The 18,767-nt window shown below is 64.4% G+C and carries 17 protein-coding genes; 12 read left to right on the top strand and 5 right to left on the bottom strand.

All coding sequences use genetic code 11. The annotated features are described in order from the left end of the window. The 3 genes from EJ072_RS27815 to EJ072_RS27805 all read left to right on the top strand — a co-directional run bounded on the left by EJ072_RS27815 (window position 1) and on the right by EJ072_RS27805 (window position 3,429). Window positions 1–1,272 (top strand): beta-ketoacyl-ACP synthase, encoded by a 1,272-nt coding sequence (locus tag EJ072_RS27815; protein ID WP_126082212.1) that lies wholly within the window; start codon window positions 1–3, stop codon window positions 1,270–1,272. 115 nt (window positions 1,273–1,387) lie between these two features. Beyond that, complete coding sequence (locus EJ072_RS27810; RefSeq protein ID WP_126082211.1) at window positions 1,388–2,416, top strand: zinc-binding dehydrogenase; 1,029 nt, start codon at window positions 1,388–1,390, stop codon at window positions 2,414–2,416. 20 nt (window positions 2,417–2,436) lie between these two features. Beyond that, a complete protein-coding gene (locus tag EJ072_RS27805; protein WP_126082210.1) occupies window positions 2,437–3,429 on the top strand; it encodes a lipid A biosynthesis lauroyl acyltransferase in 993 nt (330 codons plus the stop codon). 19 nt (window positions 3,430–3,448) lie between these two features. On the opposite strand, the gene EJ072_RS27800 is transcribed toward EJ072_RS27805, so the two are convergent. Continuing rightward, complete coding sequence (locus EJ072_RS27800) at window positions 3,449–3,880, bottom strand: L,D-transpeptidase (RefSeq protein ID WP_126082209.1); 432 nt, start codon at window positions 3,878–3,880, stop codon at window positions 3,449–3,451. Between the two features lie 279 nt (window positions 3,881–4,159). Here EJ072_RS27800 and EJ072_RS27795 point away from each other — a divergent pair, with 279 nt between their 5' ends. From EJ072_RS27795 to EJ072_RS27775, 5 genes are all read left to right on the top strand, one after another. Then, on the top strand, window positions 4,160–5,437 hold the full coding sequence (locus tag EJ072_RS27795) for an acetylornithine deacetylase/succinyl-diaminopimelate desuccinylase family protein (protein WP_126082208.1): 1,278 nt from the start codon (window positions 4,160–4,162) through the stop codon (window positions 5,435–5,437). A gap of 115 nt (window positions 5,438–5,552) precedes the next feature. Beyond that, window positions 5,553–7,034, top strand: coding sequence for an ABC transporter substrate-binding protein (locus EJ072_RS27790; RefSeq protein WP_126082207.1), 1,482 nt, complete (start codon window positions 5,553–5,555; stop codon window positions 7,032–7,034). A gap of 28 nt (window positions 7,035–7,062) precedes the next feature. After that, entirely contained in the window at window positions 7,063–8,010 is a 948-nt protein-coding gene (locus EJ072_RS27785; RefSeq protein WP_126082206.1) for an ABC transporter permease, read from the top strand. Beyond that, window positions 8,007–8,876, top strand: a complete 870-nt coding sequence (locus EJ072_RS27780; protein WP_126082205.1) for an ABC transporter permease — start codon at window positions 8,007–8,009, stop codon at window positions 8,874–8,876. Before EJ072_RS27785 ends, EJ072_RS27780 begins: the two co-directional genes overlap by 4 nt. Then, the gene (locus tag EJ072_RS27775) at window positions 8,873–10,495 is read left to right on the top strand and encodes a dipeptide ABC transporter ATP-binding protein (protein WP_126082204.1); all 1,623 of its coding nucleotides are present in this window, start codon (window positions 8,873–8,875) and stop codon (window positions 10,493–10,495) included. The genes EJ072_RS27780 and EJ072_RS27775 overlap by 4 nt, the downstream gene beginning before the upstream one ends. Before the next feature lie 17 nt (window positions 10,496–10,512). Here EJ072_RS27775 and EJ072_RS27770 read toward each other — a convergent pair whose 3' ends face one another. Further along, window positions 10,513–10,944: a TerB family tellurite resistance protein gene (locus tag EJ072_RS27770; RefSeq protein WP_126082203.1), complete on the bottom strand. Its 432-nt coding sequence runs from the start codon at window positions 10,942–10,944 to the stop codon at window positions 10,513–10,515. Between the two features lie 201 nt (window positions 10,945–11,145). Between EJ072_RS27770 and EJ072_RS27765 the strand changes: the two genes are divergently transcribed. Both EJ072_RS27765 and EJ072_RS27760 read left to right on the top strand, forming a co-directional pair. Beyond that, a complete protein-coding gene (locus EJ072_RS27765) occupies window positions 11,146–11,931 on the top strand; it encodes a TSUP family transporter (RefSeq protein ID WP_126082202.1) in 786 nt (261 codons plus the stop codon). Window positions 11,932–11,983: 52 nt separating this feature from the next. Beyond that, window positions 11,984–12,154: a hypothetical protein gene (locus EJ072_RS27760; RefSeq protein ID WP_108702979.1), complete on the top strand. Its 171-nt coding sequence runs from the start codon at window positions 11,984–11,986 to the stop codon at window positions 12,152–12,154. Window positions 12,155–12,578: 424 nt separating this feature from the next. Here the strand turns inward: EJ072_RS27760 and EJ072_RS27755 are convergent, their stop codons facing one another. Both EJ072_RS27755 and EJ072_RS27750 read right to left on the bottom strand, forming a co-directional pair. Continuing rightward, window positions 12,579–14,048 carry a cobyric acid synthase gene (locus EJ072_RS27755; RefSeq protein WP_126082201.1) on the bottom strand — a complete coding sequence of 490 codons (1,470 nt, stop codon included), beginning with the start codon at window positions 14,046–14,048 and terminating at the stop codon, window positions 12,579–12,581. Beyond that, on the bottom strand, window positions 14,048–14,653 hold the full coding sequence (locus tag EJ072_RS27750; RefSeq protein WP_126082200.1) for a dimethylsulfonioproprionate lyase family protein: 606 nt from the start codon (window positions 14,651–14,653) through the stop codon (window positions 14,048–14,050). Before EJ072_RS27750 ends, EJ072_RS27755 begins: the two co-directional genes overlap by 1 nt. Window positions 14,654–14,793: 140 nt before the next feature. Between EJ072_RS27750 and EJ072_RS27745 the strand changes: the two genes are divergently transcribed. Both EJ072_RS27745 and mmsB read left to right on the top strand, forming a co-directional pair. Next, the gene (locus tag EJ072_RS27745; RefSeq protein ID WP_126082199.1) at window positions 14,794–15,960 is read left to right on the top strand and encodes an isobutyryl-CoA dehydrogenase; all 1,167 of its coding nucleotides are present in this window, start codon (window positions 14,794–14,796) and stop codon (window positions 15,958–15,960) included. A 22-nt stretch (window positions 15,961–15,982) separates the two neighbouring features. Beyond that, window positions 15,983–16,867, top strand: a complete 885-nt coding sequence (gene mmsB / locus EJ072_RS27740; protein ID WP_126082198.1) for a 3-hydroxyisobutyrate dehydrogenase — start codon at window positions 15,983–15,985, stop codon at window positions 16,865–16,867. Between the two features lie 322 nt (window positions 16,868–17,189). On the opposite strand, the gene EJ072_RS27730 is transcribed toward mmsB, so the two are convergent. After that, entirely contained in the window at window positions 17,190–18,569 is a 1,380-nt protein-coding gene (locus EJ072_RS27730; protein ID WP_126082196.1) for an aspartate aminotransferase family protein, read from the bottom strand. Between the last annotated feature and the right edge of the window lie 198 nt (window positions 18,570–18,767).

Below are 18,767 nucleotides of genomic sequence, written 5' to 3'. Positions count from 1 at the left end.
ATGGCCAATCTCAAAGACCACATGGGCAGGCCGGTCGTGGCCGTCACCGGCATCGGCGTCGTGACGTCGCTGGGCGTCGGCAAGACCGACAACTGGGCGGCGCTGACGTCCGGTAAATCCGGCATCCATCCGATCACCCGCTTTCCGGTCGATCACCTCAACACCCGCATTTCCGGCATGGTCGACTTCCTGCCGTCGAGCTCGAAGGGCGCAAGCCACCTCACTTACGAACTGGCGGAGACCGCGGCCCAAGAAGCCGTGTCGGAAGCACGGCTCGATTCCGGCGATTTCGGCGGCCCGCTGTTCCTCGCCTCGCCGCCGGTCGAGCTCGACTGGGCCGACCGTTTCTCGCTCTATAATTCCGACAAGAAGGATGGCGGTTCCGAGAGATTGCTGCGCGTCGCCCGCGCGTTGAAGGAGCTCGACATCTTCGAAACCACCCAGTTCGGCTCGATCGCCGACCGACTGGCCGACCGCTTCGGCACGCGCGGCCTGCCGATAACGCTCTCGACCGCATGCGCTTCAGGCGCCACCGCCATCCAGCTCGGCGTCGAGGCGATCCGGCGCGGCGAATGCGACAAGGCGCTGTCGATCGGCGCCGACGGCTCGGCGACGGCCGAGGCGCTGATCCGCTTCTCGCTGCTTTCTGCCCTTTCCACCCATAACGACATCCCGGAAAAGGCGTCGAAACCCTTCTCCAAGGATCGCGATGGCTTCGTGCTCGCCGAAGGATCTGGCGCTCTGGTGCTGGAATCGCTGGAAGCAGCCCTGGCCCGCGGCGCGACGATCCTCGGCATCATGCGCGGCTGCGGCGAAAAGGCGGACGATTTCCACCGCACTCGCTCCAAGCCCGATGCGTCGCCGGCTATCGCGGCGGTGCGCGCCGTCCTTGCCGATGCGGGCATGAGCGAGGACGAGATCGAGTATGTCAACGCGCACGGCACCTCGACGCCGGAAAACGACAAGATGGAGCATCTGTCGCTGTCCACCGTGTTCGGCGAGCGTATCGGCTCGATGCCGGTCTCGTCGAACAAGTCGATGATCGGCCACACGCTGTCGGCGGCAGGCGCGGTCGAGGCCGCCTTCTCGCTGATGACCATGCGCGAAAGCGTCATCCCGCCGACCATCAATTACGACAATCCCGATCCGGCCATTGTCCTCGACGTCGTCCCGAACAAGAAGCGCAACGCCGAGGTCGGCACGGTTTTGTCGAACTCTTTCGGCTTCGGCGGCCAGAACACCTGCCTTGTCATGGCGCGGGAACCGGTCTAAGCGGACATTTTTCCGCCAATGCATGTCGCGCCGAAGTGAAATCGGTCTTGCGACAACGACATGCATGACAAAGAACCTGAAGCGCAACGCGCTTTAGAACCGACTGACAGGCCCTATGCGCGCATTGCAACTTATCGAGGATCGCCGTCTCGAAACGGTGGACCTGCCGCCTCCCCCGCCGCCTTCGCTGGGCGAAGTGACGCTCCGCATCAAGGCGGTGGCGCTCAACCATATCGACGTCTGGGGCTGGCGCGGCATGGCTTTCGCCAAGCGCAAGCTGCCGCTGGTCGTCGGCGCCGAAGCTTCCGGCGAGGTCGAGGCGGTCGGTCCAGGAGTCTCCAACCTGCTGCCGGGGCAGTTGGTGTCGATCTACGGCGCGCGTACCTGCGGCCTGTGCCGCGCCTGCCGCGAAGGCCGTGACAATCTGTGCGAGCATGTTTCCGGCGTCCATGGCTTCCATCTGGATGGCTTCGCCCAGGAGAAGATCAACCTGCCGGCGCGCCTGCTGGTGCCCGCTCCTCCCGGCGTCACCGAGATCGGCGCGGCGGTCGCGCCCGTAACCTTCGGCACGGTCGAGCACATGCTGTTCGACAACGCGAAGCTGGAGCCCGGCGAGACCATTCTCGTCCATGCCGGCGGCTCCGGCATCGGCACCGCCGCCATCCAGTTGGCCAAGAAGATGGGCTGCACGGTCATCACCACGGTCGGCTCGAACGACAAGATCGACAAGGCCAAGGCGCTCGGCGCCGATCATGTCATCAACTACCGTGAGGACCGCTTCGAGGGCGTCGTGCGCAAGCTGACGAAGAAGAAAGGCGTCGACGTCGTCTTCGAACATGTCGGCGCCGACACGTTCGCCGGCTCGATGCTGTGCTTGAAGCGCGGCGGGCGCCTCGTCACCTGCGGTTCGACCTCGGGCGTGTCGACGCAGGTCAATTTGATGCAGCTCTTCCAGCAGCAGCTGAAGCTGCTCGGCTCCTTCGGCTGCCGCATGGAGAACATGGCCAACGCCATGCAGAAGATGGCCTCTGGCCTCGTTGCCCCGGTAATCGACACCGAGGTGGGTTTCGACGACATCGATGCCGCGCTGAAGCGCATGGAAGGCCGCGACGTCTTCGGCAAGATCATCCTGCGCGTTTCCTAAAACAGTTCCAGGAAAGGCGGATGGTCGGCAACGCGCTCAGGAAAGCCCGCCGGGACTTCATGTTCCGCTACGGCCTGCGGCTGCGCCAGATGGAGCACTGGCTGGTCGCCCGGCTCGCCATGGTGTTGCTGTCGCTGCTGCGCCTGTTGCCGCCGGACAGCGCGCTCAACTTCGCCGACCGCGCCGCCCGCCGGGTCGGTCCGCTGGTCGGGCGCCACCGGGTCGCGGTCAACAATCTGCGCCTTGCCTATCCGCAGAAGAGCGACGCCGAAATCGAGGCCATCGCGCGCGACATGTGGGGCAACATGGCCCGTCTCGCGGCCGAATACATCTTCCTCGATGCATTGTTCGACTTCGACCCGGACGCTGCGAAGCCGGGCCGGGTCGAGGTTCGCGGCATCGATCATTTCGTCGCGATCGCCGGCGAGGAGAAGCCTCACATCCTCTTCACCGGCCATCTCGGCAATTTCGAGCTGCTGCCGGTGGCCGCGGCCACGTTCGGCATGAACATCACGGCGCTGTTTCGCCCGCCGAACAATCCTTACCTCGCCGACTACATCCATTCGACGCGCCGCTCCTCGATGGGCGCCCTGCTGCCCTCCGCCGCCGGTGCCTCCTTCGCCCTTGCCGCCATCCTGGAAAAGGGCGGCAATATCGGCGTGTTGGTCGATCAGAAATTCTCGGGCGGCGTGGAGACGACCTTCTTCGGCCGTCCATGCCAGACCAACCCGATGCTTGGCATGCTTGCCCGCCACTATGACTGCGATGTCTACCCCGCCCGCTGCGTCAGGCTGCCGGGCAACCGCTTTCGTCTTGAGATCGAGGACAAGCTGGACTTCCCGCGCACCGAAGAGGGCAGCGTCGATGTCGACGCCACCACCCAGCTGCTCACCGATGTGGTCGAGCGCTGGGTGCGCGAGGATCCAGGACAATGGATGTGGTTCCACAAGCGTTGGGAAATCAGCGGCCGCCGCCGCAAGCGCCGACAGGCGAAGGCGGCAGCTGACCAATAACTGGGCGGCCTTATCGCAATCAGTTGGTCACAACGATCCGCGTGTTGCCGAAGCCCACTTCCTTGACCATCGTGTAGAAGGTCGCGGCGTTGGCCGGATGCAGGCGTACGCAGCCATGCGACGCCGGGCGCCCGAGATGTCTCACCGCTCCGGTGCCATGAATGGCGTAGCCGCCATGGAAGAACACCGAATAGGGCATTGGCGAGTTGTCATACTTGCGCGAATACCACATCCGAGCAGTCCATTGCGGCCGGTAGCTGCCGCGCGGCGTGAAATAGCCAGGCCGCGCCGTCGACACGCTCCAGCGGTAGAGCACCTGGCCATACTTGCTGACGGTCATGGTCTGCGACGAGACGTCGATATTGGCGACCAGATTGGCTGCCCGGCTTGCGACGGACACGCCGAACAACGCTGTCGCCAGCACGGTTACCATGAGAACGAACTTTTTCATGCGATCAAACCCCTTTGATTGCCCCTGCCATTGACGCGGTTTTTCCATCTTTTTGCCGGCAGATGCGTTAAGTACCACACACTCCTTGACGAATCCGCCAATCCAATCCGATGAATTTGAACGATTTTCCCGGCATAGTTGCCGCCTCGACACGCACCCTCTGAAGTTTAAGCGCGAGCGTTGGGCCATTCCCCGATCGTCGTGTGGCAATGTGCGACTGGTTGCTTGCAAAAGTGCTGCGTTCCTTCTTCAATCCACCGAATGAGTGAACGACTTCGCATGAATGAGCGACTTCTCGGGGCGGTCGAGGACCGGACAGACGACTTGGTTGCGCTGACCGCGGACCTGATCCGCTTCCCGACCGTCAATCCGCCGGGCGAAGCCTACCGGCCATGCGCCGAGTTCCTGGGCGAGCGCCTGAAGAAACTCGGCTTCGAAACCGAGTTCATCCGTGCCGAGGGCGCGCCTGGCGACAGCGACCGCTATCCACGCGTCAACGTGGTCGCCCGCCTCGACGGCCGCTCGCCCGGCCCCTGCGTGCATTTCAACTCGCATATCGACGTCGTCGAGGCCGGCGACGGCTGGACCGTCGATCCCTTTGCCGGCGTGGTGAAGGACGGCAGGGTCTATGGCCGCGGTGCCTGCGACATGAAGGGCGGCCTGGCGGCCTCGGTCATCGCCGTCGAAGCCTTCATGGAAGCCTATCCCGGCTTTCCCGGCGCCATCGAGATCTCGGGCACGGCAGACGAGGAATCCGGCGGTTTCGGCGGCGTCGCCCATCTGGCCAGGCTCGGCTATTTCTCCAAGCCGAAGGTCGACCACGTCATCATCCCGGAGCCCTTGAACAAGGACCGCATCTGCCTCGGCCATCGCGGCGTCTGGTGGGCCGAGATCGAGACCAAGGGCGAGATCGCGCATGGCTCGATGCCGTTCCTCGGCGACAATGCGGTGCGCCATATGGGCGCCCTCCTGCAGGCTTTCGAGCAAGAACTGTTCCCGGCGCTCGACCGCAAGATGACGCGCATGCCGGTGGTGCCGGAAGGCGCCCGGCGCTCGACCATGAACATCAATTCCATCCATGGCGGCCAGACCGAGGATTTCCGGCCGGGGCTTCCCTCGCCCAACGTGCCGGATTGGTGCCGGCTCACCATAGACCGGCGCTTCCTGCTCGAAGAGGATATCGCCACCGTCAAAGGCGAGGTCACCGGCATCCTGGAGCGGTTGAAACGCGAGCGCAAGAAATTCGACTACGAGATCCGCGACCTGATGGAGGTGCTGCCGCTGATGACCGAGCGCGACGCGCCAGTGGTGAAGGCCGTCGCGAAGGGCATCATGGAGGTGTTCGACCGCGAACCCGACTATGTGATCTCGCCCGGCACCTACGACCAGAAGCACGTCGCGCGCCTCGGCCACCTCTACGACTGCATCGCCTATGGCCCGGGCATTCTCGACCTCGCGCATAGGCCGGACGAATGGGTGGGCATCGCCGACATGGTGGAATCGGCCAAGGTGATGGCGATCGGCCTCAATGTGCTCTTGCGCGGCACGACCGGCTAATGGGCAAAAACATTCCGCCTTGCGCCGCCCGGCAGCACGAAACGCAATTTACTCGCGCGCCAAATCACGCTTCTATCCGCCAGCTTGAGCATGTTTGAGCAATGGGAGTTCAGCGATGAGACTGTGGAAGACCATCCTGGCCGCGGCTGTGCTGTCGCTTGCCCCCGCCACCTCGGCCTTTGCCGCGCGCACCGACCTCACGCTCGGCATCGTGCTCGAGCCGCCACATCTCGATCCAACCGCCGGCGCGGCCGCGGCCATCGGCGAAGTCACCTATGCCAATGTCTTTGAAGGGCTGACGCGGATCGACGACAACGGCCAGGTTCAGCCAGCTCTCGCCGAGAGCTGGGCAGTCTCCGACGACGGCAAGGCCTACACGTTCAAGCTGCATTCCGGCGTGAAGTTCCACGATGGCTCGGCCTTCAGCGCCGACGACGTGAAATTCTCGCTGGATCGTGCGCGTGCCAAGGATTCGCTCAATCCGCAAAAGCCGCTCTTTGCCCACATCACCGATGTCACGGTGGTCGATCCGGCGACCGTCAAGGTCACTCTCGACGGGCCGCAGGGCAGCTTCCTTTACGACATGGGCCAGGTTGCGGCGGTGATCGTGGCGAAGGGGTCGGCCGACGGCAACAAGGACAAGCCGATCGGCACCGGTCCCTTCAAGCTCGATCACTGGGCCAAGGGTTCCGAGATCACGCTCGTCAAGAACCCGGACTACTGGGGTACAGCCGCCGCGCTCGACAAGGCGACATTCCGTATCGTCCCCGACGTGGCCGCGGCCGTCCCCGCCTTGCTCTCGGGCGACATCCAGGCTTTCGCCAACATGCCCGCACAGGACGCGCTCGGGCAGATCCAGTCCGATCCGCGCTTCAGTGTCGTGATCGGTTCGACCGAGGGCGAGACGATCCTGTCGATCAACAACAAGAAGCCGCCCTTCGACAAGCTGGCCGTGCGGCAGGCCCTTGCCTCGGCGATCGATCGCGATGCCATCATCGCAGCCGCCTCGAACGGTCTTGGAAAGCCGATCGGCTCTCATTTTTCGCCAGGCGACGCGGGCTATGTCGATCTCACCGGCGTCTATCCGCACGACACCGCCAAGGCCAAGGCGTATCTGAAGGAAGCGGGGCTGGAGAACGGCTTCTCGGCCACGATCAAGCTGCCGCCCGTGCCCTACGCACGCGACGGCGGCCAGGTGATTCAGTCCCAGCTGAAGGAGATCGGGGTCGATTTGCAGATCATTCCCGTCGAATGGGCGGAGTGGCTGAGCCAGGTCTTCACCAACAAGGACTACGACCTGACGATCGTTTCCCACGTCGAGCCCAACGACATCGATATCTATTCGCGGCCCGGCTACTATTTCCAGTATGACAACCCGAAGTTCAACGATGTGATCAAGGCGCTTGGCACCACGGTCGACAAGAACAAGAGGCTGGAGCTGCTGGGCGAGGCGCAGAAGTTTCTCGCGCACGACGTGCCCGCCGTCTACCTGTTCGAGCTGCCCAAGATCGGTGTGTGGGACGCCAAGCTGCAGGGCATGTGGACGAACTGGCCGATCGAGGCGGATGATCTCACCAAGGTGAAGTGGACGGATTGAGCCCGGCGCGATCGCCCGATCGCTTCCCATGACCGCCTACCTCGTAAAGCGCCTCATCATCGCGGCCCTCACGCTGGTGCTGGCCTCGATGGTGGTGTTCGCGGTCATGGAGGTCCTGCCCGGTGACCCGGCGCGCCTGATGCTGGGCCTCAATGCCAGCGCCGACCAGGTGGAGTTGCTGCGCAACCAGATGGGGCTGAACGCGCCGCTGCTGCTGCGCTACCTGCACTGGGCAGGCGGCCTGCTCAGCCTCGATTTCGGCCGTTCCTACACCTATTCGGTGCCCGTCATCGACCTGGTGCGTGAACGCATCGCCGTCTCCCTGCCGCTGGCGCTGATTGCGCTGGCACTGTCGACCATCATCGCCATTCCGGTCGGCGTGTTCTCGGCCAGCCGCCAGGGCCGCGCGGGCGATACGCTGGCCATGGGCGCGGCCCAGATCGGCGTCGCGGTGCCGAATTTCTGGTTCGCGCTGATGTTGATCTACCTGTTTGCCGTCTGGCTGCGGCTCGTGCCGGCCGGCGGCTTCCCGGGTTGGGGTGCCGGTGTCTGGACGGCGTTGAAATCCCTGATCCTGCCGGCCGTGGCCCTCGCCTTGCCGCAGGCGGCGATCCTGGGGCGCGTCGCCCGCTCGGCGCTGATCGAGGTGCTCAACGAGGACTATATCCGCACCGCGCGCGCCAAGGGCCTGCCCTACCGCGCCGTGCTGTGGCGCCACGCGTTGCGCAACGCCATGATCCCGGTGCTCACCATCCTCGGCCTGCAATTCGCCTTCCTGCTTGCCGGCACCATAATCATCGAGAATGTCTTCTACCTGCCTGGCCTCGGCCGGCTGATCTTCCAGGCCATCACCCAGCGCGACCTGATCGTGGTCGAGAGCATTGTCATGCTTCTGGTCGCCGCCGTGATCCTGATCAACCTCCTCGTCGATTTCTCCTACGCCATCGTCGACCCGCGCCTCAGAGGCCGGCAATGACCATGCGCGTCGACCTCCCCGAGGAAACCCTTGCCGGCGTGCTAGCCAAGGCCTTCGGCAACCGCTCTTTCCTGATCGGTCTGGTCATCACGCTGCTGATCGTGGCTGTCGCGCTCGTCTCCTTCGTCTGGACGCCTTACGACGTCACCAGGCTGGTGATTGCCGACAAGACGCAGGCGCCCTCTTGGGCCCACTGGTTCGGCACCGACCATTTCGGTCGCGACATCCTGTCGATGGTCATGGTCGGCGCCCGCAATTCGATCGCGGTCGCGCTGGTCGCAGTCGGCATCGGCATGGGCATCGGCCTGCCGCTCGGCGCTCTGGCCGCCGCGCGGGGCGGATTGGCCGACGAGGCGCTGATGCGCGTCAACGACGTCGTCTTCGCCTTCCCTGCCCTGCTTTCGGCGATCATGATCACCGCGATCTTCGGCCCCGGCGCCGTCAACGCCATCATCGCCATCGGCATCTTCAACATACCTGTCTTCGCGCGCGTCGCCCGGGCCGGCGCGCTGGCGATCTGGCCGCGCGAATTCATCCTCGCCGCGCGCGCCGCCGGCAAGGGCATGACGCACATCACCATCGAGCACATCCTGCCCAACATCGCGACGCTGCTGCTCGTCCAGGGCACCATCCAGTTCGCGCTCGGCATCCTCGCCGAAGCCGGGCTTTCCTATGTCGGCCTCGGCGCCCAACCGCCGATGCCGAGCTGGGGCCGCATGCTGTTCGACGCGCAGACGCGCATGGTGACCGCGCCCTGGATGGCGATCTTTCCCGGCATGGCGATCGTCATCACCGTGCTTGGGCTGAACCTGCTCGGCGACGGCATCGCCGACATCCTCGATCCGAAATCGCGGCGGCGCCGATGAGCCTGCTCGAGATCGAGAACCTATCGCTTACGATCGGCGCCACGCCGATCCTCAAAGGCGTCGAGCTGACGGTCGCGCCCGGCGAAGTCGTCGGCCTTGTCGGCGAATCCGGCTCCGGCAAGTCGATGACGGCGCTGACAATCATGCAGCTCCTCCCTCATCTGGCGCGCGCCGAGGGTCGCGTGACCTTCGACGGCATCGACATCCTCCGCGCCACCGAAGACCAGATGTGCGCCTTGCGCGGCGACGATATCGGCATGGTCTTCCAGGAGCCGATGACGTCGCTCAATCCTGTCAAGACGATCGGCGAACAGGTCGCCGAAGGCATCCGCTGGCACGCCAAGGCGAGCCGCGCCGAGGCCGAGGACCGCGCGCGAAAAATCCTGGACCGCGTCGGGCTGCCGGAGGCCAAATTCCCGCTGTCGCGTTATCCGCACGAACTGTCCGGCGGCCAGCGGCAGCGCGTCGTCATCGCCATTGCCTGCGCGCTGAAGCCGAAGCTGCTGATCGCCGACGAGCCGACGACGGCGCTCGACGTCGTCCTGCAGGCGCAGATCCTCGACCTGTTGCGCGATCTGGTCCGCGAGAACCGCATGGGCCTGCTGCTGATCTCGCACGACCTCGCGGTGGTGACCGAGATGGCCGATCGCCTGACCATCCTGCGCCATGGCGAGGTGACGGAAGCCGGCGACACCGCGCGCACGCTGTCCGAGCAGCAGCATCCCTACACGCGCGAGTTGGCGCTGGCTTCCATGCACCTGCCGGCGCGGCCGAAACCGCATCTTGCCGGGTCGGCAAAGCCCTTGCTCGAAGTCGAAGGTGTCGGCCGTGACTATCCGGGCCGGCGCAAATCCCTGCTCCGGCCGGCGCAACCGATCCGCGCCGTCGACGATGTCTCGCTCACCATCGAGCCCGCGCAATCCGTGGCGCTCGTCGGCCGCTCCGGTTGCGGCAAGTCCACGCTTGCCCGCATGATCCTCGCCCTGGACAAGCCGACGGCGGGCACGATCCGCTTTCGCGGCGAAGCCATCACGGGTAAAGCGGAGGCCGAGCTGAAGCCGGCGCGGCGCGACATGCAGGTCGTGTTCCAGGATCCCTACGGCTCCTTCGATCCGCGTCAGAAGGTGGAGAAGCTGGTGGCCGAGCCGCTGCATCTTCTGGAAAAGCAGCCGACGCAGGCCGAGCGGCGCGAGATGGTCGCGCATGCGCTCGATGAAGTCGGGCTCGGTCCGCGCGACATGGACAAATATCCGCATGAATTCTCGGGCGGCCAGCGCCAGCGCCTATCGATCGCCCGCGCCATCATCACCCGCCCAAAGCTGGTGGTGGCCGACGAGCCGGTCTCGGCGCTCGATGTCTCGATCCGCGCCCAGATCCTCGACCTTTTCGCCGAGCTCAACCAGAAGCTCGGCATCGCCTATCTCTTCATCACCCATGACCTGACGGTCGCCCGCGCCATGGCGGACGAGGTGCTCGTCATGCATGAAGGCAGGATCGTCGAGCGCGGCAAGACCGCCGACGTGCTCGACCATCCCAGCTCGGAAGCGGCGCGAGCGCTGGTCGCGGCGGCGCCCGATCTTCACCGAGCCATCGCGCGACGCATGCAGGAACAGGGCTAAGCAGCCGGCCGGGCCGGCTATTCCTCCCGCTTCACCAGATCGACCGGGCTGATATCGAGCAAGTCGAGCGTGCGGCGCAGCAGCTTCACCTCACTCTCCGCCAATTTGGAATCGGCCTTGGCGATCTCGGCCATATGGCGCGCAAGCAGTTTCCGGCGCTCGACATCGAGATCGCGGAACAGCGCGATCGCCTGCGAGCCGTTGGTCTCGTAGCCATAATCGTTGAGATATTCGATGACGCTGTCGATCGAGGCCTCGGGAATGCCGAAGGCTTCCCTGCAGATGCGGCGGAGGACGACCATCTCGCTCTCCGAAACCGAACCGTCGGCCAGGATCATGCGAAACAGCATCAAGAGTTCCGCCGACAGCACCGGGTCGTCCGCCACCTTGCGAACGCCCGGGTCACCGTCGAAGATCGAACGTATCTGGTCGAGCAGCGCCATCGCCATCAAGCTCCCCTTTCCGATTCCACCTGATTGTTAGAGCAATTCCAGGAAAAGTGTGAAGCGGTTTTCCGTCCGGAATTGCGGCAAAGCAACGGACAGAGCGGTTCGGCGTGTAACGGCGAGCCGCTCTGGCTTGGAATCGCCCTTGCGCAAACGGGGCGAGCGTGGTGGAAGCTGCGGTTTCCTTCCTGGCATCCCTCCCCGATGATCGATCTTACCCTGCAGACCGTCCTCATCCTGATTGCTGCCGCCTTTGCTGCCGGCTTCGTCGACTCAATCGCCGGCGGCGGCGGGCTGATCACCATCCCGGCGCTGCTGCTCGCCGGCTTTTCGCCGGTCGCAGCCCTCGGCACCAACAAATTGCAAGGCATGTTCGGTTCCGGTTCGGCCACCATCCATTATGCTGCCAACGGTCAGGTTGACCTGCGCCGCCAGCTGCCGTCGGCGCTGCTGGCGCTTGCCGGCGGCGCGGTCGGCGCTCTTTTGGCAACGGTCGTGCCCGGCGATTTCCTGCGCGCCCTGCTCCCGCTGCTCCTGATCGCCATCGCGCTCTACTTCGCGCTGAAGCCGAACATGGACGACGTCGACCGCGCCGAACGGCTGTCGCCCTTCCTGTTCGGGCTGATCATCCCGCCGCTGGTCGGCTTCTACGACGGCGTCTTCGGCCCCGGCGCCGGCTCCTTCTACATGCTCGCCTTCGTCACGCTTGCCGGCTATGGCGTGCTCAAGGCGACGGCGCACACCAAGCTGCTCAATTTCGCCTCCAACATCGGCGGCTTCGTCGTCTTCGCCGCCGTCGGCGTCATCGACTGGAAAATCGGCCTGATGATGGGCGCAGCACAATTCATCGGCGCCCGCGTCGGCGCGAGCCTTGCCATCCGCATCGGTGCCCGGCTGATCAAGCCGCTGCTCGTCGTGGTCTGCCTGGCCCTAGCGGTCAAGTTGTTAGCCGATCCCGCCAATCCGCTGCGCCAGCTCATTGGTGTATGAAGCGCCTGCTGATAGACTCCAGGCGTTGCGAATCATGTTGGAGGGACCAGACATGAATCTCAGTGCACCCACCCAGATCGTGTTCATTATTTCGTTGGTCATCGCCGTCATCGGCCTTCTTGCCGCTCTTGGCGTTCTTGCATTCATTCCGCTTGCGTCCGTTTGGATCATGCTCATCGCCTACATCGTGCTCGCCGCCGGCTGTTTGATGCGCGGGGCTTGAAATTCTGAGATCTCAGGCAACTCGGAGCGCCCGGCCCTGCCGGGCGCTTTTGATTTGAGGACGCGGTCTGCCTAGCTTGCGCCTTGTCCGACGAGCCAGCGCGCCATCCCAGGATAATTTCCAGCGTCGTCGCTTGAGGTTAGCGAGAGCATCCCAACTTCGTCATCCACGGGCGGAGCGGGAGCGAAGCGGACGCGTAGACCCGAGGATCCATTCCGTTACTTTCGCCGCGGAATGCAGCGGAGCAGAATTCTGCACGGCTGCAACGCCTCGACGTCACGGAATGGATTCTATGGTCTGCGCGCGTCGCTCCGCTCCTTGCTCCGCCATAGAATGACGACCGCATAAATGGCTCGGCTAACCGCCACGACACCGATGCGCAGGGCACATGCGGCTGGTCCGGCCGCTGTGCGGTGGAACGGACCTATCGCGCCAGGCCAAAGATCGCGTCACAGTCGAGATGTCGTTCCAGCTCGGCTGCGACCTCGTCCAGCGCCTTCTCGACCTCGGCGCGATAGTCGATGCCGCCGCCTTTGACGCCAAGACTCTCCAGATAGGCGGCGCGAAAGGCGTCGGCGGAAAACAGCCCGTGCAGATAGGTGCCGATCACCTTGCCGTCGGCGGAGACCGCGCCGTCCTCGGCGCCGTTGAGGATCGTCGACGGCCGCGCCGTGTCCGGGCCGGTGGTGCGGCCGAGATGGATTTCATAGCCCTCGAGCGGCAGGCCGAACTGCACCGACTGGGCGCTTGAATTGCGCACGGTCTTTTCCGGTTCCATCACCGTTTCGATGTTGAGCAGGCCGAGGCCCTCCGCCTCGGTCACGCTGCCTTCGATACCTTCGGGATCGCGCACCATGCGACCGAGCATCTGATAGCCGCCGCAGATGCCGACGACATGGCCGCCGCGCTTGCGGTGGGCGAGAAGGTCGCGATCCCAGCCATTTTCTCGGAATTTGATGAGATCGCCGATGGTCGATTTGGAGCCGGGAATGACGACCAGCCCGGCATCCTCCGGCAGCCTTTTGCCGGGTGGCACGAACACCACCTCGACCTGCGGCTCGGCCTTCAGCGGATCGAGATCGTCGAAATTGGCGATGCGCGCCAGCATCGGCACGGCCACCTTCAGCGCCCGCTTCCCGCCGGACGCGAGGCGCTCGAGCACCACGGAATCCTCGGAGGGCAATCGGCCGGCTGCCTTCAGCCAGGGCACGACGCCGAAGCAGCGCCAGCCGGTGAATTTCTCGATCGCCTTGATGCCGTCGTCGAACAGCGAGACATCGCCGCGGAACTTGTTGATGAGATAGCCGGCGATCATGCGCCGGTCTTCCTCCGGCAGGATGAGATGCGTGCCGGCGACCGAGGCGATGACGCCGCCACGATCGATGTCGCCGACCAGGATCACCGGCACATTGGCGCGAGTCGCAAAACCCATATTGGCGATGTCGCGACTGCGGAGATTGATCTCGGCCGGCGAGCCCGCGCCCTCGACAATGACCAGGTCGGCGCCCTCGCCGACCTTGGCCCAGGAATCCAGCACCGCGTCCATCAGTCCGGCTTTCATCGCCTGGTAGTCGCGCGCCCGCGCCTCGCCAAAAACCTTGCCCTGCACCACCACCTGCGAGCCGATATCGCTCTGCGGCTTGATCAGCACAGGGTTCATGTGCACGGTCGGCCTCACCCCGCAGGCCAGCGCCTGCAACCATTGCCCGCGGCCGATCTCACCTTCGCCGACCTCGCCGGGAATGTCGGCCACGGCGGCATTGTTCGACATGTTCTGCGGCTTGAACGGCCGGACCTTCAGGCCGCGATTCTTCGCGGCCCGGCAAAGCCCCGCTACTAGCACGGTCTTGCCGACATCGGAGCCGGTGCCCTGCAGCATGATCGCTTTTGCCATCAGCCCCTGCTCCCCGAACCGATGGTCGACTTCTGCGCCAACGGCCCGCCGCGCCAGAGATAGAGCGCCATCAGCGGTTCCTTGCCGGTGCGCATGGCATGGCTGACATTCGATGCGTGGTGGATCATCTCGCCGGCGCCGCGAATATGAAAATCCCCCTCGCCCATTCGCCACTCGGTGCCGCCGGTCAGTGGAATGTAGATTTCTTCCGCGATGTGGTGGTGGTCGGGATAGACGATGTCCGGCCCGAGGATCAGCAGACCGGCCGCGGCCGCATCATTGACGAAATGCCCTCGCGTGCCGAACACTTCCAGCCAGCCGTAATTGTCGACGAAACCCTGCCCGAAATCGGCGGCGCTATAGGTCTGCCCCCAGCGCAATGCATCCCGATGGTCGGCGACGAACCGCGCCAGCGGCCTGGCATCCGGCGGCGCAAGCGCGGCGATGCGGTCGAGATGGCCAAGGCAGGCAAGCGCGCGCGGTTCGAGAGGACGGACAGGCATATTCCAGCCGATGCGCGCGACTTCGTCCGCGAGCAGATCGTGGTCGACGCCGGCTAGATAGGAGTGGAATCGCTCCAGCAACTCATCGAAAATTGTCGGCACGCAAGAGCTCCGTTAGTCATTCCATGCACAGCCGGTTCTCAACGGCCCGGGTTTGCGCGGCGGCATCATTGGTCTAGATTGAACGGCGCGCAAAGCCAAAAACGACAGGCCAGAAGGCCTGAAACGACAGGGAGCACGCCATGGACGCGGCAGTCGATGCGGGCACTGGCCAATTCGAACTCAATGAGGAGCAGCGCGCCATCCAGGAGATGGCCCAGGCCTTCGCGGCGGATCGCGTTGCGCCCAATGCGCTCGACTGGGACAGGGCAAAGCATTTCCCCGCCGACGTGATCCGCGAGACCGGCCCGCTCGGCCTCGGCGGCATCTATGTGCGCGACGATGTCGGCGGCTCGGCGCTTGGGCGGCTGGACGCGGTGCTGATCTTCGAGGCGCTTGCCCACGCCGACCCGGCTTTTTCCTCCTTCATTTCCATTCACAACATGGCGGCCTCGATGATCGACCGCTTCGGCTCGGACGAGCAGCGCCAGCGCTTCCTGCCGAAACTGACCTCGATGGAGTGGCTGGCGAGCTATTGCCTGACCGAGCCCGGCTCCGGCTCGGACGCCGCCGCGCTGAAGACGCGCGCGGTGAAGAGCGGTGACGATTACATACTAAACGGCGCCAAGCAGTTCATCTCCGGCGCCGGCGACAGCGATCTCTATGTAGTGATGGCGCGCACCGGCGGCGATGGCCCGAAGGGCATTTCGACCTTCGTCGTACCCAAGGACGCGCCGGGCCTGTCCTTCGGCGCCAACGAGCACAAGATGGGCTGGCACATGCAGTCGACCCGCCAAGTCATGTTCGAGGACTGCAAGGTGCCGGCGGAAAACCTGCTCGCAGCGGAAGGCGCCGGCTTCGGCATCGCCATGGCCGGGCTCGACGGCGGCCGGTTGAACATCGCCGCCTGCTCGCTCGGCGGCGCTCAATCGGCGCTCGACAAGGCGCTCGCCTATACGGGCGAGCGCAAGGCCTTCGGCTCCAAGATCAACCAGTTCCAGGCGCTGCAGTTCAGGCTGGCCGACATGGAGACGGAGCTGCAGGCCTCCCGCATCTTCCTCTACGCCGCCGCCTCGAAGCTCGACCGCAAGGCGCCGGATGCCGGCAAATGGTCGGCGATGGCCAAGCGCTTCGTCACCGATATCGGCTTCGACGTTGCGAACGAGGCGCTGCAGCTGCATGGCGGCTACGGCTATCTGCACGATTACGGCATCGAGAAGCTGGTGCGGGATCTCCGCGTCCACCAGATCCTCGAAGGCACCAACGAGATCATGCGCGTCATCATCGCGCGGGCGCTGATTGGTCGCTGAGCAGATTTTTGGGAGAGAGACAATGAGCACCATCGCCTTCATCGGCCTAGGCAACATGGGCAATCCGATGGCTGCCAATCTGGTCAAAGCTGGCCATGCGGTGCTGGGCTTCGACCTGGTGCCCGAAAACCTTACGGTCGCGAAAGAGCATGGGGTGACGGTGATGGCGAACGCCGTCGCTGCGGTGAAGGAAGCCGATGTCGTCATCACCATGCTGCCTGCGGGCAAGCATGTGCTGTCGGTCTATGAGGACATCGCGCCCAAGGCAAGGAAAGGCGCGCTGTTCATCGATTCCTCGACCATCGATGTCGAATCGGCGCGCAAGGCGCATGCGATTGCCGCCAGGCAGGGCCTGCCCTCGATCGACGCCCCGGTCTCCGGTGGCACCGGCGGCGCCACGGCCGGCACCCTCACCTTCATGGCCGGCGGTTCCGACGAGGCCTTTGCCACCGCCGAGCCGATCCTGAAGCCGATGGCCGGGCGCATCGTTCATTGCGGCGGCGACGGCGCCGGCCAGGCGGCCAAGATCTGCAACAACATGATTCTCGGCATCTCGATGATCGGCGTCGCCGAAGCCTTTGTGCTGGCCGAAAAGCTCGGCCTGTCGCACCAGGCGCTGTTCGACGTCGCCTCCACCTCTTCCGGCCAGTGCTGGTCGCTGACCACCTACTGCCCGGTGCCCGGCCCCGTGCCGGCCTCGCCGGCCAATCGCGACTACAAGCCGGGCTTTGCCGCAGCGCTCATGCTGAAGGACCTGAAATTGTCCCAGGAAGCCGCGCAGGGCGCGGGCGCCGTAACCCCGCTCGGTGCCGAAGCCACTCAGCTTTATGCGCTATTTAACGCGCAGGGGCACGCCGGCGCCGATTTTTCCGGCATTATTAATTTCCTGCGCGGCAATAAGACGTAAGATACTGACTTTAAAAGGCTATTTGAAATATTTGCCAGCGCAAAGCCGGCAAATTTAGATTTGCTTAAGGTCTCGCTAACCCACCGGTAACGATGTGCCTTTAAAACGGATTGCGAGGCGGACAGCGCGTCCGCCCGGCGCTCCGGATCAGGTCTCGCGTACCGGAGCCCGTAAGTTTCGCAAGTATTCTTGTCGCGAAACGCCATGCGTATCTGGCAAAGCCGCGTTCCCGTTGGGGCGCGGTTTTTGCGTTTGGAGACATCACCCACATCGTTTAGGAATGGACCGGGCGCCCATTGCGGAGCGCCCGGACAATATCCCCTCAGCGCTTTCGCAAATCAGCGTCCGCGAGATCGAGCGCCTTCGCGATCCGCTCGCAGGCCATGTCGATCGTGTCGCGCGTCCAGATCAGCGGCGGCGAGAGAATCATCGTGTCGCCGGTGGCCCGCAGCATCATGCCGTTCGCGATCGCGTGGTCGCGCACGACGACCGCCGCACTTCCCGACGGCAGATAGCGTTCCTTGGTCGCCTTGTCCTTGACGATCTCGATCGCGCCCATCAGGCCGATCGAACGCACCTCGCCGACCAGCCTGTGCCCGGCGATCCTCTCCTGCAGCGCCTGCGCGAAATAGGGACCGGTGTCGTTCTTGACGCGCTCGACCAAGCCTTCCTTCTCGATGATCTCGAGGTTCTTCAACGCCACCGCGCAGGCCACCGGATGACCGGAATAGGTGTAGCCGTGATAGAACTCGCCGCCCTTTTCCACCAGCGTGCTGGCGACACGATCGCCGACCAGCAGCGCCGATAGCGGCTGGTAGCCCGAGGTCAGCGCCTTGGCGGTGGTGATGGTGTCGGGCTCGATGCCGAAGGTCTGCGCCGCAAACCATTCGCCGGTGCGGCCATAGCCGGTGATCACTTCGTCCAGCATCAAGAGCACATCGTATTTGCGGCAGATGCGCTCGACTTCCGGCCAGTAGCTCATCGGCGGGATTTTTACCCCGCCGGCACCCATCACCGGCTCGCCGATGAAGGCGGCCACTTTGTCGGCGCCGGCTTCGAGGATCGCGTCCTCGACCGCCTTGGCCGCGCGGATGCCGAAATCATGGTCGCTTTCGCCGGGCAGCGCGAGCTCATAGGCATAGGGCATCATCACATGGACGATGTTGGGCACCGCGCCGCCGAGCTGCTTGTGCATCGGCTCCATGCCGCCGAGCGACGTGCCGGCGATGGTCGAGCCGTGATAAGCCATCTTGCGGGAGATGATGCGGTTCTTCTCGGGCTTGCCTTCGAGCGCCCAGTAGTGGCGCACGAGCCTGAGCGCCGTGTCGTTGGCCTCCGAACCGGACGAGCCATAGAAGACCTGGCTGACATGCTTGGGGGCCAGCTCCGCCAGCTTCTTCGACAACAGCACCGGCGTCGGCGTCGAGCATTTGAAGAAGGAGTTGTAGTAAGGCAGCTCCTTCATCTGCGCGTACGCCGCCTCGGCCAGCTCGTCGCGGCCGTAGCCGACATTGACGCACCAGAGGCCCGCCATGCCGTCGAGGATTTCGGTGCCGTCGGCGTCGTAGATGAACGGGCCGTTGGCGTGGGTGATGATGCGCGAGCCTGCCTCGCGCAGCTCCTTGTGGTCGGTGAAGGGATGAAGGTGATGCGCGGCGTCGATCTGCTGAAGCTGCTTCAGCGAATAATTCTGATAGGTCATGGATTTGATCTTTCCTCTTGAATCAATCCGGCAAGGGCCGGGGCGGATTCGTCAGAGGAAGCGAGGCGGCGAATAACCGATGCGGGCGCACAGCCGCAACAACTCGGCGCGAAGGGTCCGCGGTGACGGCGTCACCGCGACCCCGAAGGCGCCAGATGTGCTGAAGCGGATCATGGCGCCAGCTTATGCCGCCTGAGG

The sequence above is a fragment of the Mesorhizobium sp. M2A.F.Ca.ET.046.03.2.1 genome (assembly GCF_003952425.1).
Classification (GTDB): domain Bacteria; phylum Pseudomonadota; class Alphaproteobacteria; order Rhizobiales; family Rhizobiaceae; genus Mesorhizobium.
The sequence above is the reverse complement of the archived record's forward strand: the minus strand, read 5'-3'. Positions and strand labels throughout refer to the sequence as shown.

Coding starts and splice junctions, on each gene's coding strand:
- EJ072_RS27760 (WP_108702979.1), top strand. CDS start 11,984: ATGAATCTCAGTGCACCCACCCAGATCGTGTTCATTATTTCGTTGGTC.
- EJ072_RS27795 (WP_126082208.1), top strand. CDS start 4,160: ATGAATGAGCGACTTCTCGGGGCGGTCGAGGACCGGACAGACGACTTG.
- EJ072_RS27780 (WP_126082205.1), top strand. CDS start 8,007: ATGACCATGCGCGTCGACCTCCCCGAGGAAACCCTTGCCGGCGTGCTA.
- EJ072_RS27805 (WP_126082210.1), top strand. CDS start 2,437: ATGGTCGGCAACGCGCTCAGGAAAGCCCGCCGGGACTTCATGTTCCGC.
- EJ072_RS27810 (WP_126082211.1), top strand. CDS start 1,388: ATGCGCGCATTGCAACTTATCGAGGATCGCCGTCTCGAAACGGTGGAC.
- EJ072_RS27770 (WP_126082203.1), bottom strand. CDS start 10,944: ATGGCGATGGCGCTGCTCGACCAGATACGTTCGATCTTCGACGGTGAC.
- EJ072_RS27755 (WP_126082201.1), bottom strand. CDS start 14,048: ATGGCAAAAGCGATCATGCTGCAGGGCACCGGCTCCGATGTCGGCAAG.
- EJ072_RS27745 (WP_126082199.1), top strand. CDS start 14,794: ATGGACGCGGCAGTCGATGCGGGCACTGGCCAATTCGAACTCAATGAG.
- EJ072_RS27800 (WP_126082209.1), bottom strand. CDS start 3,880: ATGAAAAAGTTCGTTCTCATGGTAACCGTGCTGGCGACAGCGTTGTTC.
- EJ072_RS27790 (WP_126082207.1), top strand. CDS start 5,553: ATGAGACTGTGGAAGACCATCCTGGCCGCGGCTGTGCTGTCGCTTGCC.
- EJ072_RS27775 (WP_126082204.1), top strand. CDS start 8,873: ATGAGCCTGCTCGAGATCGAGAACCTATCGCTTACGATCGGCGCCACG.
- EJ072_RS27815 (WP_126082212.1), top strand. CDS start 1: ATGGCCAATCTCAAAGACCACATGGGCAGGCCGGTCGTGGCCGTCACC.
- EJ072_RS27765 (WP_126082202.1), top strand. CDS start 11,146: ATGATCGATCTTACCCTGCAGACCGTCCTCATCCTGATTGCTGCCGCC.
- EJ072_RS27730 (WP_126082196.1), bottom strand. CDS start 18,569: ATGACCTATCAGAATTATTCGCTGAAGCAGCTTCAGCAGATCGACGCC.
- mmsB (WP_126082198.1), top strand. CDS start 15,983: ATGAGCACCATCGCCTTCATCGGCCTAGGCAACATGGGCAATCCGATG.
- EJ072_RS27785 (WP_126082206.1), top strand. CDS start 7,063: ATGACCGCCTACCTCGTAAAGCGCCTCATCATCGCGGCCCTCACGCTG.